Origin of the sequence: Trichodesmium erythraeum IMS101 (assembly GCF_000014265.1) — a bacterium.
GTDB classification, from domain to species: Bacteria; Cyanobacteriota; Cyanobacteriia; order Cyanobacteriales; family Microcoleaceae; genus Trichodesmium; species Trichodesmium erythraeum.
The window spans coordinates 6794108-6811739 of record NC_008312.1 but is presented as its reverse complement, the minus strand read 5'-3'; the positions used below and the strand labels follow the sequence as shown (position 1 = coordinate 6811739).

The 17632-nt window shown below is 37.4% G+C and carries 9 protein-coding genes and 1 pseudogene; 4 read left to right on the top strand and 6 right to left on the bottom strand.

Annotation, left to right across the window (positions count from 1 at the left end):
• Positions 1-13: 13 nt before the first annotated feature.
• The 4 genes from TERY_RS25820 to TERY_RS21330 form a co-directional block, all read right to left on the bottom strand.
• A complete protein-coding gene (locus tag TERY_RS25820) occupies positions 14-2782 on the bottom strand; it encodes a DUF4347 domain-containing protein (RefSeq protein WP_011613732.1) in 2769 nt (922 codons plus the stop codon).
• An 868-nt stretch (positions 2783-3650) separates the two neighbouring features.
• On the bottom strand, positions 3651-6515 hold the full coding sequence (locus TERY_RS21340) for an efflux RND transporter permease subunit (RefSeq protein WP_011613731.1): 2865 nt from the start codon (positions 6513-6515) through the stop codon (positions 3651-3653).
• Between the two features lie 560 nt (positions 6516-7075).
• Positions 7076-7435, bottom strand: coding sequence for a hypothetical protein (locus TERY_RS21335; RefSeq protein ID WP_011613730.1), 360 nt, complete (start codon positions 7433-7435; stop codon positions 7076-7078).
• 1627 nt (positions 7436-9062) lie between these two features.
• Positions 9063-10295 carry an HhoA/HhoB/HtrA family serine endopeptidase gene (locus TERY_RS21330; protein WP_011613729.1) on the bottom strand — a complete coding sequence of 411 codons (1233 nt, stop codon included), beginning with the start codon at positions 10293-10295 and terminating at the stop codon, positions 9063-9065.
• A gap of 74 nt (positions 10296-10369) precedes the next feature.
• Here TERY_RS21330 and TERY_RS21325 point away from each other — a divergent pair, with 74 nt between their 5' ends.
• Together TERY_RS21325 and TERY_RS33795 are read left to right on the top strand one after the other, a co-directional pair.
• Entirely contained in the window at positions 10370-10915 is a 546-nt protein-coding gene (locus tag TERY_RS21325; protein WP_011613728.1) for a hypothetical protein, read from the top strand.
• Positions 10857-11147: a hypothetical protein gene (locus TERY_RS33795; protein ID WP_155994560.1), complete on the top strand. Its 291-nt coding sequence runs from the start codon at positions 10857-10859 to the stop codon at positions 11145-11147. The genes TERY_RS21325 and TERY_RS33795 overlap by 59 nt, the downstream gene beginning before the upstream one ends.
• On the opposite strand, the pseudogene TERY_RS21320 reads toward TERY_RS33795, so the two are convergent.
• Positions 11144-12098, bottom strand: a pseudogene (locus TERY_RS21320) (IS5 family transposase). The gene TERY_RS33795 and the pseudogene TERY_RS21320 sit on opposite strands and share 4 nt — an antisense overlap.
• Before the next feature lie 38 nt (positions 12099-12136).
• On the opposite strand from TERY_RS21320, the gene TERY_RS21315 reads away from it, so the two are divergent.
• The gene (locus tag TERY_RS21315) at positions 12137-12361 is read left to right on the top strand and encodes a hypothetical protein (RefSeq protein WP_044136986.1); all 225 of its coding nucleotides are present in this window, start codon (positions 12137-12139) and stop codon (positions 12359-12361) included.
• 132 nt (positions 12362-12493) lie between these two features.
• Positions 12494-14266, top strand: coding sequence for a DEAD/DEAH box helicase family protein (locus TERY_RS21310; protein ID WP_011613726.1), 1773 nt, complete (start codon positions 12494-12496; stop codon positions 14264-14266).
• A gap of 423 nt (positions 14267-14689) precedes the next feature.
• Here TERY_RS21310 and TERY_RS21305 read toward each other — a convergent pair whose 3' ends face one another.
• Complete coding sequence (locus TERY_RS21305) at positions 14690-16510, bottom strand: protein kinase domain-containing protein (RefSeq protein WP_011613725.1); 1821 nt, start codon at positions 16508-16510, stop codon at positions 14690-14692.
• Positions 16511-17632 lie beyond the last annotated feature (1122 nt).

Here is a 17632-nt window from a genome sequence, read left to right as displayed (position 1 = left end):
TCCGAGGTGTTGTTTATTGTATTTGGGCTATGGCTGCCTGATACTGAGATAATGTAGCGCTGCCTGTGAGTGTTATGACTCCTGTACTACTGTCATAAGCACCTGCTGATATTGTTCCTGGTAGTGTACCGTTGACTAATAAGCTTTCTACTGTATCTCCGTCTGGTCGACTGCCTAATGTTATTGTGGCTGACTCTATGTTGATATCATCTGCATCTGTGATACTAACATCGCTGTCTCCTATGGCTACTGCTCCTCCGCCTTCTGTGAAAGTTGTTTTGTAGTCACTGCCTGTAGCGGTACTACTATTATTCCCATCTAAGTCTAATACGGGAGCGTCATTGACTGCCTGAACAGCGACTGTTGTAGTATGCTTCCGACCGCCGCTATCTGGGCCGAAAATTTCATCTGATGTGTTACCATCTGCATCTGTGAGGACAAACTGTATAGTTCTGTTTGTATTGTTTGGAGCCTCGCTAGTGTTTTTAAACTGAATAGCTTTAATTGCTGCGTTAAAATCATCTACACTAGCTGTAGTTCCTGTTGTAGGTGTAAGAGTCAGAGCTATATTATTAGTTCCCGCCGTATTTCCTGTACCTGCACGTGCAATAGTTATACTTCCTACGGTTGTTGATGCTCCATCTGCCACGGTAGCACTACTAACTAACAGCTCGTCACCATCATAGGCATTAGTCAAGGTAACAGTTGCTGTAGCTAACCTATCGCCAGCAGAAACAACACCACTGTTATTATTATTAGTAGCAGTAGTAATATTATCAGGGTCGCTTATATTTATGTAATCCTTGATAATTAGACCATTGTTAAAAACGGGATTTGAGGGATTTTCTGGATTTGGAACCGTGCCAGTTGTCGTCTCGACTATATCAACCGCAGGATCACCTTCTGTAAACGTACCTGCATCATAATCTACATCATCAAGATTCTTATCACCTGTCTCCGTGCCATTTAAGTCTATTAGTGGGATATGGAAAACCGAGCTTAGGTCACTCGTCGACACACCATCAGTTTCCCTAATATTCTGTCCATCTGTATTAGAAACAAGTTCTTCAGCCGCTCGGTCCGGTTGTTCATCCGGACTAAAGTTAGCCATGTTATAGGCTTGCCCATTCTTACTAACATATAACCCCCCTTCAGAACCAGTCCAAGCTGCTTCAAAATTACTCCGCTCAACACCAGTGATGGGATCAAAACTAATAAAATCGCCTATAAGCCGATTTGTGGTACTATTACCATTAGCGTCCCTTATGTTTACGCTTGAACTCATGTCGGGCACAAGCTGGGTTATTGTGTTTACGTCCTGATCAACAGCAGCAGCGCTGATATCTATTTCGAAAATTCGACCGACACTATTGACGCCAAAAAGATAGTCTTTGCCATCAGCGTTAACATAGGCTACGTCTTCTGCTATCTCATGCCAGTCCACGTTAGTCCAAATAGTATTTATCTCACCTGTAGAGACGTGACTTGGATCAGTAAGTTTGATCCGGTACACAGATGAGTTTATACTATCCTCATCCTCTGACTTAAAGACTACCCATAAATAACCCTTGTCGTCTACATCTCCAGCAGCAGGTTTTGAGCTGTTAGCTGTAGTAAGAGTAAAAGCATCGGCGCTGTTGCTACTTGTACCACCACTGCTTGTGACATATTCAACAGTACCGGTTGAGTCTATTCTCACAAGTCTATGACTAGTGCCAGTCACCCTTTCCATGGCATACATGTAATTATCAGCACGGTTAAGACCTGCTGCATTTATGCTTGCGATGCCAGTATCACCAATGTCGATAAACTCTCTTGTTAATGGGTTTAGCTCTTTGAGTACACCTTCTCTGATTTGATATACTGCTGGTCTGTCCTCAAAAGCTGAAAGAACATAACCCCATGTTCTTTGTATCTCTTTTGTGAAAGGTAGAACTACCTCCAACTCACCTCTAACAAACTCCAACTCCCAGTCACCGCCCAAAAACTTACCACCAGTTAACCTCGCCGAAGCGGCAATATTCGCCCCTGTCAGCTGATGTACTTTTTCAATAAATTCCCTACCACAAGGTCCCGCAGCTAAATAACATCCATAGAGCAATATATTCTTTACTGAGAGGGCTTTTAACTCCAGAGTCTGAGTATTACTACTATCAATACTATTGAGATTGAATTCACTATTACCCAAAAATAAAGAGCCGGGCGTACCATGAGAAACTATATGTATAGATAAAACCTGAGGATGCTCTTCGAGAACTCTAACAATTTGCCCGAAACCATCTAAGGAAGAGTCCAGAATAACTACTTTTCTTCCTGGTAAAACTCCATTAGCTAACTCCTCGTAACCTCCTACACTAGAATCTATAAATACTATTTCTTGTGGAGAGTCTAACTCATTAGAGATACCAAGGTTGAGGTTAGTAGAGATAGCCTTCTTATTTATCCCTGCTTCTTGATGTTGGAGGTTAGTCTCATCCGTAATTACCACAGCCTCTGTTTCATTCCCAGTCATTGAGATCACATTATCTTCTAAGTGTATTCCTGTAGTTTTTTCTGTCAGAGTGAGGGCGACTGTCCCTCCTGCATCGGTTATCATATTGTCCCTGGAAACTATTTTTATGCCACTAGTTTTTCCATCTGCAATAACAACCCCACCTTTTTTTTCCTTGAAGGTAACAGTGGTTGCTGTACTATCCATTGTAGCGGCTCCTATAGTAGAAGTTTCTGCTACTGCACTAGCTTCATTAAGGGTGACAGTTTTGCTCATTTCAATAATAGACATAAGTTATAAGTCTCAATAAATGCCAATTTTTCCAAGGCAGGTTAACGGTTAGAATAAATAATTCAGGAGAACTCTAGAGTATATATAGAGTTCTTGAGAATAGTTTATATTTATAGTTATTTTCGATATTAATTATAGCATCATTAACTGATAATTTCAGCTTGATTATAAAAAATTATCCGTCAAGCCTCCCATATAATTTTTTCAAATTGATGAACCACATAACCATAACCAAAGCCCCATAAAGACCTTCCAGGGAATGTCCTTATATGCAATGTCTCTACTGTGGTTGACCAACATAAAAATTGCTGTAAGTCACGCTCTATAAGCTTTTCAAATCACGGACCTTGGTAGCTCCATGTCGGGAACCTAAATAATGAAAAACTGTTTTCAGTTAATGTTAAGTGATAGCGATCACTGCAAAGTTAAACCAAAATTGCTAAAGCTTTTTGATAGTATTGGTGGCTCAACATCAAAAACCTAAATTTGGCAAAATGAAAAACTATTTTCAGTTAACCTTAAGCGATCGCGAACATAGAAAAACGCAAACCAAAATCACTAAAGCTTTTTGACAATATTGGTGGCTCAACATCAAAAACCTAAATTTAGCAAAATGAAAAACTATTTTCAGTTAAGCTTAAGGGATCGGGAGCATAGAAAAACGCAAACCAAAATCGATCAGCCCTTGAGAACTGAAAACTTCAAAGGATGATATTGTTGACATGAGATTTAACAAGAGTAGTTTGACTAAACATGTTTTGTCACCAAACCCAGCCCATTTAATCTGATGTCAGAAATGACGTTGAATCTCTAAACCCATCAAACCTTACTTTTAACCCTTAACTTTTGAGTTCCGCCGCCCAAAAAATCAACCATTTTGATTATCCAACCAATCTTCCAATAAAGTATACAAAACAGGAACTACAACCAAACTCAACAAAGAAGAAGTAATCAACCCCCCAATAATTGCCACCGCCAGAGGTTGTCGTAACTCTGCCCCAGCACCTAACCCCAGAGCGATAGGCAACATTCCTAAAACCGTCGAACTTGTCGTCATCAAAATGGGTCGCAGTCGGACGACACCAGTTGCCAAAATAGCATCCTTCCGGTCGAAACCAGACTGACGTAATAGATTAATATAGTCCATCAACAACAAAGCATTTTTGTCAAGCAAACCAAGAAGAAAAATCAGACCTAGTAGGGAAATAACACCAAAATAACTCTGAGTCACTAACAACCCTAACATTGCTCCCACAATAGACAGGGGCAAACACAAACCTACCACCAAAGGCTCCAAAAATCTACCAAATAGTAACAACAGCACTGCCAACATACAAACAATAGACAAACCCAAAGTCAAAGCAAAACTACCAAAAACTTCTCCCACCCTCAGAGAATCTCCTCCCAGATCTAATTCCACACCATCTGGTAAAATAGTTTGAGCCGCTGGAACGGTTAAATTAATAGCATCAGCCAACCCCAGAGTATCAGAAAGATTAGCAGTAATATACACAACCTGTTTCAGACCACGGCGAGTTATTTCCATCGGGTTATCAAAATTCTGAAACTGAGACGTTATAGTTATGTCTACAAAACCTGGTATTTTTTCAATCTGAGCTTGAATTTCCGTCGCACTTTTGTAGAGAATTTCCCGGTTATCTCCCAACAGCATAATTTCAAAAGGTTTTCCAGTACCAGTCTCCACAAAAGGAATATCCTCAACACTGATAGCTACCCTTTCTAATTCTGATAAAGCAATGCGAGTTTGCTCCTGTACTTGAGCAGTAGTTAGCGATCGCTCATTTTTCAACTTCACATATATTTTGCCACTATTTGGTTCACCATGGAAACCCGCAATACTAAAAACAGACTCCACCTCTGGGGAAGACAAAACTACCTTCTCAATTTTTTGAGCTATTCTACGAGATTTTCTCAACAATATTCTAGTGGGAGAACCAGTTAAATTATTCATCCAATTAAATGCACCCTCTCCAAAAATTGAGTTATTAGGAGGTGGTTGAATTTTTTCGAGAGGGAGAGATTTTTCAGTATTACTCAGAAAATTAGGCAGAGGATAAGAGTAAATAACATTAAATTCTCCTCGATCGAGCTGAGGCACCAACCCCTTAGGAACTAGAGGAATCATTGCTACACCAGCAACAAAACTCAATAAAGCTATTGCCATAACAATTTGGCGATGGTCTAGGGACCAGTTAAGTAATCTTTGGTATTGATTAGATAAAATCTTTTCCCACTCTGGTCTTCGCCTCAATTTATCTTCCTTCAAAGCGGCATAATTTTCCTCAGAACTGACGAGACCAAACAATAAACTTGGCTTATTGTCATCATTATTCAAATCAGCAAATTTCCCTGATAAACCAGACTTATGCCTCAGTTTAATTTCTCCTGCAGAAAGCCGACTGCCTTTTCCACCCTGGCTCCTGGCTCCATTTCCCAACCACCAACCTGCCAATACGGGGGATAAAGTGCGGGCAACCAACAAAGAAATTAACACTGCTGCAGAAACCGTCAAACCAAAAGGTTGAAAAAATTGACCAAGAGTATCTCCCATAAAAGCAACTGGTAGAAATACTGCAGCAATAGTCAAAGTAGAAGCAACAACAGTTACACCTATTTCATCAGTACCAGAAATTGCTGCTTGCCTAGAAGTTTTTCCTACCTCAATATGCCTAACAATATTTTCCACATCAACAATAGCATCATCAACAATAATTCCAATAACTATTGCCAATGCTAAAAGAGTAATAGTTTCCAAATTAAACCCAAAGATCCCCATCACAATACAAGTACCCAATAGGGAAACAGGTATTGCTAAAGCTGTAATTATTGTTGCCAGAAAATTCTGTAAGAAAAGAAAAATCACCAGCACCGCCAGAATAATTCCCAATAATAAAGCATCAATAGTAGCTTGAGTTGACTCCTGAATATAATTTGCCTGAGTTTCTGCTAAAACGAGTTGAATTTCTGGTAAGTCAGACTGCAATTTTTCTACAGTTGCTTCTACTCTACTGACAACTTCTAGAGTATTAGCATCAGCAAGTTTAACTACTTGAAAAGCTATAGCATTTTTAGCATTGAAACTAACTAAAGTAGGCACAGACCTAGAGGTTAATTTTTCCCCATCCTTTTGTTTTCTGGAAGTATCACCCAGTAAATTAACCTTTAAAACTCCTGGTAATTCTGCAATAGTAGGAATAACTTGATTTTGAGCAACTTCAGTCAATTCTTTCAGGGTTTGACTGTCACTGGTAATAGCATAACTAATAGCTGCCGACTCATTTAAGTCCAGACTAATTATTTCTAAACTAGTTTTTGGAGGTAGAGTTACTTGTTTGAGGGCAGTTTCCACATCTGCTGTTGCCGACTTTAAATTATTGAGAGTGCTAAAAGCCATGTTTATAACTGTTTGACCTGGATACGTCGAAGAACGTAATTCATACATCCCTTTCTTTTCCAGGACTTTTACAGCATTTTCAATAGGAGCGGTAATTGCATTTTCTGTTTCTATCGCAGTGTCAAAATTTCCCTGAGCTTGTAACACTACTACAGGAAAACTGACCTCTGGAAATAAAGCATATTTGAGACTGGTAAAAGCAAATAACCCTGCTATAGTTACAGTTAACCAAAAACAGATAGTTAGCCAAGGTTTAGCGATCGCCCACCTAGAAATATTCCAGCGCCGTCGCCGATTTTTTTCTGAAGACTGTTTCATCTAAGGGCATTTATCCCTATATATGTGTAAGTTAAAATCCATATAGTTAGTTCTTATGTAACTGTCAAGTCCCCTTTGAGATCTCGCCATAAATCTTATGTTAGCATAGTAGCCCATAGTTAACTTAAATCTGATATTTTTCCATAAGAATTTATTGTATCATAGCTAATTTTTTTTAGTTAGTTATATCAATTAACTAAACTGTAGTTCCTGTCAGAATTGAGCAAATATTAGTGTCGGATAAATATAACCAAAGTCCATATTTTTCGGAAAATTAGTCATTATTTTATCATCTCATAATAGGGATTTTTTGATGCATTAATTTTACATTTTGTGATAAATGTCTCTAGGAACAAGTCAACTACATATAGTGCAGTTATCTAAGTCCTATCATATTTAGATAATAAGTCATCAAAAAAGCTTTTCCTTCTTGTTTTTTTCTTCCCTTCTACCTTTTGCCTTCCCTAAGCAAGTAGATTTAGGAAATTTCATCAAGGGTAATTCAGTTAACCACAAAGTAAGCCCAAGTTTTTAATGATCGTAACTTGAGAACTGCTATATCAATTGATTAATTGTTCAGCACAAAGCTCTCCAACTTCTATTAACTCATCTAGTGTTTTGTCCTTTGTTGATTGTTTCAATAGTTGTTGAAATTTTTCTAAAGTATATTTAGATCTAAAGTGATTTAAGGTACAATCGCATATAGTTTTAGACTTTTCTTGAGACAAGCCTTTTGCCACAGCATTAAATTGACAACTTGCCTGATAACTATCTACAAAACCTTTAGGATACTTGTTTCCAGACGAGGACTTGGGCATTTGACTGTTAGCTTCATTCAAAAATAAACTACAATAAAACATTATAGAAACAGTCATTAAAAAAGCTGTAATTAGAGATTGTTGTCGAAAAGTAGTCTTCATGAATTAATTAGTCCTTGTTATCAACAATATTTTTCTGTTTAATGTGTTTTGATATTACTCTATGCCTAATATGTTTTGATATTACATAGGTAATAAACAAAAAGTATTTAATGTAACATTAGCTTAGATATTCAGGAGTATTAACCTATAATTTGGCCAGCTTTTATCTGAAAATGGGGAAGAAGAGAGGTATCACAAAAGCTGATTATTGTCATTCCACAAAAGGAATTAACTAAGAGTTTTTTTTCAAGTCAAGTGAAAGGCTAAACTACTAAATTACTCCAGTTAATATAATTAATTTATTTTATACATCAAGATATTTAGCTGTATTCTGTATAGAACAAATTAATTATCTATAAATCAGCTCTTAATCTCAACCAGATCAATATTCAGAATTATCAGAGTAAAAAACGAAGGCTTGCTCAAAATTCACCTTATCTATTTATACTGGTCATATGTACTGTTATTATATAGCTATGTTCAATAATAGTTTACAATAAATATCTACCCAATAAAGATTAAGAGAATATTATAATAGTTGATTATCTCAACCCATTTTTGGAACATCATCTGGTTTTTTTTTAGTATACCTGCTCAAATATTTGGTGTATCTTTCTCAAATGAAAACAATGGGACAAATAAAAGAAGAACTTAGGACACTCCTATAAATAAATATTCCACAAATTATATTCAGTATCATAGTTAAGGCTTTAGCAAAGACGTCAATACCCTATTTGCAGTTAGTGATTTAACTTTTAGTCAAAGTAATTGATTTTTAAACAGTCATAACTTTATAGGATATTTCCCTCTAGAGGCGAACTTGTCTTTTACCCATTCTTGAGAGTTGTGTTGCTAAACCAAGGAAAACACTCTAACCTAGACAGAGAAAATAATTCAAGGATTATTACTTTCCAACATGTACAATCTTTACAGAATCAGGCTTTTGGTAGTTTTTTTTAAGTTGTAAACTGACAAGTCTTTTTAAGAGCGCAGAAAACTTCAACTATACTTGTCAACTATAGGCAAACTAAGAATATCCATAATAATACTGTGTTAAATGCAGAGCTACTCACTAAGAATATCCATAATAATACTGTGTTAAATGCAGAGCTACCAAAATTTACAGCTAATGGTATCACTTCTAATACCTTTAATTTTAAGCAAAGTAGATTATACCCTAGTGTTAATAGGTTTTTCTAGTGATAGTGGTAATACTTTCCTCTCTATAATTGAACTCCCGAACTAACAACAATAACTAGTAATGATTTAGTAGATATATATCTACCAGGTTAATTCAAGAAAAGCATCAGTCAACAGTAACTTTTAGGTAGACTGAAAAACGCAGTCAGTTTCACCCATTTATGAACCAGACAAACAAGTGGCAAAATAGCTATGACTCTAGCTTGATAGTGAGTCCATTCATATTTGCCCACTCTACCTTTACTATTTCTGCTGAAAAGTAATATCAAATCTTTTAGTGTCAGTCTCATTCATATCTCGTAGGAGTTTTGTCACTAAAACAAAAGCCCTACTTGGAGTTTTTGCCATGATAGTAGAATCTTCCAACTCCAAAGTAAGCGCATTCGATAACTATAATAATAATTACGAAATTAAGAAACAACTTTGATTAATTAGCATCCTGTAATTCTTGTGGACTCACAGAAAACGTTTGAGTCTCTTTACCACGTTTTACCGTAATATTTAGAGGTTTACCAATTTGACCTTTCTGAACTATACTCTGTAATTCTTCAGCAGTAGCAATTTTTTGACCATCAATTTCTGTAACCACATCCCCAAGTCGTAAACCCCCTTTAGCTGCTGGACTATTAGAAATTACTTGTGCGATTAAAACACCATCAGTCTCAGGCAACTGTATTGAGGAATTGGGATTTTTATTAATTTTTTCAATAATTTCTGGAGTCAAAGTAACCATCCGCACCCCAATATAAGGACGAGGTATACTTTCACCTTTAACTAACTTTTCTTGAATCACCTTTGCCTCATCTATAGGTATAGCAAATCCGATACCTTGCCCATCAGCACGAATAGCTGTATTAATACCAATAACTTCTCCCTGAGAATTTACCAAAGGACCTCCAGAGTTACCAGGATTAATAGCAGCATCAGTTTGAATAAAATCAAGACGTTTATCAGGGATACCAACTTCCGAACTAGCGCGGTTTAGAGAACTAACAATACCCAAAGTTACCGTATTATCTAACCCCAGGGGATTTCCTACAGCGATCGCCCAGTCGCCGACTTTGACCCGAGCAGAATTTCCTAAAAATGCAACAGGTAAATTTTCCCCATCAATTTTGATCACTGCTAAATCAGAAGGTTCATCAAGACCTCTTACTTCTCCCTCAAAACTCCGCCCATCTTTAAGCTTAACTGTAACTGAATCTGCACCTTTAATAACATGGGCATTAGTCAAAATAATACCACTACTATCAGTAATAAAACCAGAGCCTTGTCCCTGTTGTTGAAACTTCTTAGGAACTTGGGAAAAACTATCATTTCCAAAAAAGCGACGGAAAAATGGGTCATTAAAAAAATTGGGTGTATTACGCGCTACTGTACGTTCTGTATCTATGCGTACGACAGCCGGTCCTACTTTCTCAACCGCAGTGGCGACAAAACTATCAGCTTTTATTGGTACTTGTGCTATCTGAGGAACTTTTGTATTTACTACTAGCTGACTTTGAGGTTTATTTTGACTCGTTTCCCTGTTATCTGTGGGTAGAAATATTCTAGGAAAAGCGCGTATGGCAGTTAAAGTCAAACCTGTACTTACAGCTATAGCGACTACATAAACACCTATTTGAGGTCTAGCTGGATTTTTTTGATCTGAAATTTTCATTGTAGACTCCTATATTATGTAATAAGTAAATTTCAGGTAGCTTGTTTACAATTATAGACACTAAAAAAGAAATTATGTTGCCAGATATTGAGTGGAAAGATTCCCAGAACTTATTCCTAGAAGAATTCCGGTTTGTAAACCAAGAGGATGCCCTGCCGGGAGCTTTCTTACCCCAAGGGACGAAGTTAATTTTTCAGGGTCAAAGCATTACGCCCCTAATACCCCTCAAGCCTATACTTCTCCACTATTTTACTCCAGAAGATTTAATTGCCAAGGTCGAGCTAGCTCAAATAAATAGCAGCGACGGACCCCAAGTGCGAGTCATCCTAGACTTGCCCCTTTCGGAGCTCAAAGATGACCCTCGGCAGCCGAAGAATTATCAAATTTATAAAAATTATCCGATAAAAGAGGAAAATGCTTTGCCTGAAGTGCAGGTATTGGAAATATGGCCGAATTTCCGAGGAGAGGGATGGCACTCTTATTATGCTTTTTATTACGATGCTGAGTTTGGAGAAGATACTTTCCAAGTGTATCTACCGGAAGCAAAAGAGCGTCACCCTTGTGCATGGTCGGGGTGCTTATCAAATAGATCGCCTAGAAGAATTTCCCAGTTTTATTGAGTGCCAGGATAGTTCGGGAAACTGCATTGGTTTAATTTTGCTGAAGACTCCCGAGGAAATTAGGCTCCAATATCGATGGAAAATAGGAGTGGACTTCGGGACTTCTTTTACCAATGTCTATGTCAACAACAACCGTACAGTTGAACCTTTGTCAATGGAAAGCCTCCATCTAAAGGGGCTTTGTTGCATGAAAGTAGTGATCGCCAAAAACTTCCATCAGGAAGTTAACTAGATTTTCACTTTGTGACTTTTGGGTTTACCTGTTTGAATCATACGGTTCAGCATGGCACATTGTATGAACAACTCTACTGCTTGGGCTTTCGAATTTTCCTCGTCGTAACTGACCTCCAAAGCTCACTTTGAGTCTAAACATTGTGGTTTCTGATAGAGAACGCCGATGGTAACCACTTTCATGCTTCCATTTTTGGCGTCCTACCTTTCTGATTCTTCTGAGGTTTTCATCTCTGGGATGAGGTGGGCATTTGCAGTTGCCGTGTTGACCTATTACTGCATTTTTCCTGGGTGGAATTGTTACTTTTGCTCCTAGTTGGTTAGCTTTCTGGTAACATTTATACTTGTCATAGGCTCCATCTCCTGATACTTGGGCTATTTCCCCATCTACTCCATTTCTCAAGTTCAGAAAATGCTTGTGAATCACTGACATCATTGGTAGTCACTACTCCACTGACAATCTCTCCTGTAGCCTCATTTACTCCTAGGTGTAATTTACCCCATGTACGCCGTTTACTGACACCATGAACTTTTGTTTTCCATTCACCTTCTCCGTAAACTTTCACCCCTGTAGAGTCTACTACTGTACGGAATAGTTTCATTAGTTGGTATAACTGGCAGTTGGATATTCAGTTTGAGCAAGGGACGGGATACAGTGCTATGGTCTGGTACTGGTAAATCTAAGTCCATCAATTGAAATATAGATTCGACAAAACCTTCAGTCTGTCGTCCGGCCAGACCAAACAATGATTGTATAGTGACCATAAATTCAATGGCCGTATTGCTATAGGTATTTGATGCCCCCCTACGTCCAGTTTTTTGTTGATTTACCCACTGCTCTATGACTTCATCATTCAACCAAAATGTGAGGCTCCCTCTCTGTCTTAGGGACGCATCAGACCTACGACCAGTTGCTGAAGAGGTACTTAGACTTGGACTTGGACTTACTCATCTCTACCCTTACTATAGGTTTCTTGTGCCACACGCTTATTGTTACCATATTTTCTATCTTTATACAACAAAGCCGCTTATCTAAATAATCCTTCCTTACCTGATGCTGAGCGAAATAGATTAGAAGAAGCTGTCATAAAATATCACCAGTGGAGACATGAACTAGATATAGTCGAAGCCATGCAAGCTGATACTGTGGAAAAGTTAGTAGCAGCTACCAATAAATACAAGGGTTTTCCAGATAACTTTATTAAAATGGTATAATACTAACTTGAAAAAAGAATGTTACAAATAGTTTCAAACTTTAGATGTCCAATAATTTCCTAAAATTACTATAGCGTTAAAGTTCATGACTTTTAACTTTTCACTCCTGACTTTTAACTTGAAAACCCTATAATGTATCGTAAACCAACTATCTCATTCGATCGCGGGACTCTTATCCTCCATCCCCCACCCCAGGGAAAAACTTGGATAGACTACGCTACCTGGGATGACCGGGTAGAAAAATTCCGGGTTAGGGCAATAGACTATCGGCCTTTAGTAGAATTGTTAAAAGCAGAAAAAATCGACTTTATTGACAAAGCTAAAGAGTTTGCACCTCTTGAGCTCATTCCTAGTTTCGAGATGCTACCCTACCCCCATCAGGAAGCTGCATTAAAAGCTTGGAAACAAAATAATAGAAATGGAGTTGTTATCCTCCCCACTGCTTCGGGTAAAACATATTTGGCACAACTAGCAATGCAGGCAACTCCCCGCAGTACCCTTGTAGTAGTGCCTACCCTAGATTTAATGCACCAATGGTATGCACATTTAAACGCAGCGTTTCCCGATGTAGAGGTAGGGTTGCTCGGAGGTGGTTCTAGGGATAAAACACCAATTTTAGTAGCAACTTACGATAGTGCAACTATTCATGCCGAGACGATCGGAAATAAATATGCTCTATTAGTTTTCGATGAATGCCACCACTTGCCCACTGATTTTTATCGGGTGATAGCCGAATACGCGATCTCTCCTTATCGCCTCGGTCTTACCGCTACCCCTAACCGTTCCGATGGTCGTCATTCTGACCTAAATTATTTAATTGGACCTACCGTTTTTAGCAAAACTCCTGAAGAGTTAGCAGGTAGCGCCTTAGCTGACCATAAAATCGTGCAAATAATGGTTAAACTATCGCCACAAGAGCGTGAAGAATATAACAAGTTAATGATAATTAGAAATGACTTTTTAACACAGGCAAATATTAAATTAGGTGGGGTAAATGGTTGGAAAAACTTTGTTATAGCGAGTGCTCGTTCTACTGCTGGTCGTCGAGCAATGCTAGCTCACCGTCAAGCTAAAGAAATTGCTCTTGGTACTGAGGGAAAATTGCGAACTTTAAGTAATTTACTGGTTCAACATTTCCCAGAACGTACCTTAATTTTTACAGCTGATAATACTACAGTTTATCGAATTTCCCATGACTTTTTAATCCCGGCAATTACTCATCAAACACCTGTAAAAGAACGCCATGAAGTTTTAAGTAAATTTCGGACTGGGGAATATAAAACTATTGTAGCTTCTCATGTTTTAAATGAAGGTGTTGATGTTCCAGATGCGAGGGTAGCAGTTATTTTGTCTGGTACAGGTAGCGAACGAGAATATATTCAAAGGTTAGGTCGAGTTTTGCGTCGAGGTAGTGATAAAAATAAGTTAGCAATTTTGTATGAAGTTGTTACAGAAAATACTACTGAAGAGCAGACTTCTCGCAGACGTAGAGCTGGAATTAAGAGGAAAAAGTCTCATCAAGATCAAGATGAAAAACAGGAAAATTCCGTTGTTCAGCAGTTAGAAATTATTAAACCAGAACCTAATTATGAAATTAATAATCCAGCCGCTCAAGCTGTAGCTGAACCTGGAGTAAAATGGGATTATGAGAAAGAAAATGATGTAAAAACTCCAGAGGATAACTTGCCCAACCAAAAATTTGCTAAATCTCAAGAGCAAGACCAGGAAAAAACAGAACTTCAACCATTAGAAAATATTCAGCCAGAACCGATTTATAGAATTAATAATTCTACTACTAAACTGGCTGCAGAACCAGGTAAAAAGTATAAAGAATATGGGAAAGACAACCCTGAGGAAGAATCTGTTAAATCTCAAGAGCAAGAACAGGAAAAAACAGAACTTTAACTATTAGAAAATATTCAGCCAGAACCGATTTATATAATTAATAATTCTACTACTAAACTGGCTGCATAATCAGGTGTAAAATATCGAAAATATGAGAAAGACAGCCCTGATAAATAATCTGTTAAATCTCAAGATTAAGAATAGGAAAAAACAGAACTTTAACCATTAGAAAATATCCAGCCAAAACCGATTTATATAATTAATAATTTTGCTACTAAATTAGCTGTATAAACAGGTGCAAAATATGGAAAATATAAGAAATATAACACTGACAAATAACCTGTTAAATTTCAATAGCAAGAAGAGGAATAAACAGAATTTCAACAATTAAAAAATATTCAGCTATAACAGATTTATAGAATTAATAATTCTGCTAGCTGAATGCTTATTTATTTTATTCTAAATTTCTGATTCCTTATTATACTATAAACCTAATCTCTGTAAAAGAGGAACAATAATATAATGACTTACACCCAGACAAAAACCAGCAATACAACCTAATAAACCAAAAAAACTTATACTAGCAAAAAATTCTAATAAACTAGGCTGACTTTGACTCACCACAATAAACTCTAAAAATAGCTTTGGAAATATATTTAATTGCTCAAAACCAACAAAAACGATCGCTGTCAAACCAGCAACCAACAAAGCATAAACCGAATGATACCTTCTTAAACCTAAACCCAGAGTAATAACACCAGTCGCTACTCCCACAGACAACTTACCCATAATTTCTAGAATAATTAAATCCTCTGTTGTCGTATAGACACTGTTAGCAACTTGAGAAAATTGCCAACATAACCCACCTAAAATATAACCAATAATTCCCACAAATGCAGCCAACCAATAACGACGACGCTGACCAAAACCTCCCACATCAGTTAAACCAACTCCCGTCCCTAAGCCTGCCAAACCAAAGACAACTATTTCCGGACCAATAGTTAAAGGAACATCTGACACCAGAAACAAAAAATTAGAAAATAAACCAGCAAAGCGATCGCCAACTCCTGACCAATAAGCAAAAATTAATCCGAATATCGCCCCAAGACTTCCCCCGACTCCTCCCAGTATCATTTCCCAAAATGTATCTACACAACCTGCAACTATTTGATGAACTATTTGAGATGCAGTAAGATACAGCCTACTAATATTCTTACCCAAGTTGATCAACTGAAGCTTCAGGAAATTTTTAATCCTTGTAGCAAAAATAGATATTCCCAGAGACCTCTTTTGTTGTCGATAAATTTTAGCTAAACGGACTTGAACTTCTGCTGCCGTAGCTGGTCGTTGAGATACATCTAAACTAACCATATCATCAAGTAAATTAGCCAAAGTCGAATTCACAGGCTTTAACTGTCGCCACTTCAGTTTACCAGTGGAGGGATCTTCCAAGTCTGTCGGATATTGACCAGTTAATAAATGAATGCAAGTACGACCCAAAGCATAAAAATCTGTAAAAGGACCTATTTCACCTCCAGTAATTTGCTCTGGGGGACTATATCCAGGGGAAACTAACCGAGTTGTACTGCATTTTGGCACAGTTTTTGTAGGTTTGATTCTATAGTTATTCATTTGTTTCACTCCCCCAAAGTCAATTACTATTAGTTGACCCCTCTTTTTTCTTTGATGATGAGAAAAAGTTGGGGATAATTTTGTCAGGGAGGAAATTTCCAATCCTCGTAACATTAAATTAGATGGTTTAATGTCTCTGTGAATAATTTTTCGGTTGTGTAGTTCCCTAAAAATTTCTATTGCTTGGAGAAGCCAGTCGATCACATAAATATCGGGACATCCTTGGGGATATTGTTCGATAATTTCTTCTAGGGTACAACCATCAATTTTTTCCATCACCAAACATGGCAAAAAACATTGGCTAGAATGGCCAACTTCTGACTTACTATTTCGCCTGCGGAGGTGAAAATAGTCTTCTGGTTCCACCTTGGGAATGCCAGAATGATTCAAATTTGCTAGAACCCAAGCTTCCTGATCAAACAACTCAAGAGCTTTTGGGGAAGTTTCTAGTAATACTTTTAGGACACGTTCGGTTTGAGTTTTTTTGTCCCAAACAATATAGATGTTGGCAAAACCACCTTTACTTATTTTTCTCAGGGGAATGTAGCGATCTTTGAGTAGCACAGGGGTGCCACAATTTTGGCAAAATTTATTGCCCCATATCTGGATTGGATTTGGACAATGGGGGTTTATACAGTGGATTTTTGATAATAGGGACTGATGTACAGTCATTGTCAGAAGTTAGAATTTAGAAGTTGTGTTTGTCACAGAAATTTTGAGCAACTCTTTAAAAACATTTCGCCTTAAAAGGCAGAGTTTTATACCCAATTTTTTCGATCGAACCTAGCTACACAAAACTAATATAGCGTTTCATTAAAGAATACAACGGGTATTTCATAACAACATCCGGTTATCAAAAGGTGTTCTGTCAAAATTCCCCCTGACCATCTCTCCTGAAAATTTTAAGAAATGTTAAAAATTATTATCAAATTGACAAAGGCTAGATAATTTTACTAAGTGTAGTATAAAAGAATAATGTAGGTTAATATATTAAAATACAAAGAACATCTATGAAATTAGTAGCTGACAAGAATTGATAACTAGTTGGATATGGAAGTAGCCATCAAGAATAGGGCAATTATTAGGAATATATAGAGTTACTTTCCCTAATGTATACATCTTCAAATCAGCGACAAACGATGTTAAATTTAGCAATGGAGTTCACAAACAGGTATGCTTCTCATTCTGCGAATGACTGCGTGTACTAGAGGAGCTGGATAATTTCGACATTGCTAAGGTGAAGTAGAAATAGAACTGATATAAGCGAGCCTCTTCAAAGATTTATGTAGATAATCTTAGATTTCTCAGAACAGTTCCGAAAGGATAATTATAAAATGGAAGCGCTTTCTCAAGAGATTCTTTCTGAAGACATAAGAAGTTATTCCCACAGTTCCAAACTCGGAGATATACCAAAAGGCAGAGGCTAAAAGGCAGAAAGGAAAAGATTGACCGTTTAAGGTTTCAGCATTTGGTTTTTCCCTCATCCCCCTTAGTTTCTGTGGGTTTTATTTGATGATTATTCAATTTTTTCACTCCCCAGGGCAAACGTATCTTGTCTATAAAGGGGGTAATTTTGAAGAAGTCATGCTTTATGGCGCTTGTTGATAAAAGACTTTCCATTTATGGCTTTTATTTGATTTTCAAAATATATATTAGGAATCAGCAAATTAGATGGGTTTGCTTTGTTTTACTCCCCCAAAGTCAATAGCTACATTACCTCAATGGAATAGGGAGGCAAGAAATCCTCAATAGGCAGAGGCTAAAGGGCAGATTTATTTTTTTTATTCCCTTGAA

Bases quoted from the DNA above. Each gene is read 5' to 3' on its own strand.
- TERY_RS25820 (WP_011613732.1), bottom strand. From the start codon at position 2,782: ATGTCTATTATTGAAATGAGCAAAACTGTCACCCTTAATGAAGCTAGT.
- TERY_RS21340 (WP_011613731.1), bottom strand. From the start codon at position 6,515: ATGAAACAGTCTTCAGAAAAAAATCGGCGACGGCGCTGGAATATTTCT.
- TERY_RS21335 (WP_011613730.1), bottom strand. From the start codon at position 7,435: ATGAAGACTACTTTTCGACAACAATCTCTAATTACAGCTTTTTTAATG.
- TERY_RS21330 (WP_011613729.1), bottom strand. From the start codon at position 10,295: ATGAAAATTTCAGATCAAAAAAATCCAGCTAGACCTCAAATAGGTGTT.
- TERY_RS21325 (WP_011613728.1), top strand. From the start codon at position 10,370: ATGTTGCCAGATATTGAGTGGAAAGATTCCCAGAACTTATTCCTAGAA.
- TERY_RS21310 (WP_011613726.1), top strand. From the start codon at position 12,494: ATGTATCGTAAACCAACTATCTCATTCGATCGCGGGACTCTTATCCTC.
- TERY_RS21305 (WP_011613725.1), bottom strand. From the start codon at position 16,510: ATGACTGTACATCAGTCCCTATTATCAAAAATCCACTGTATAAACCCC.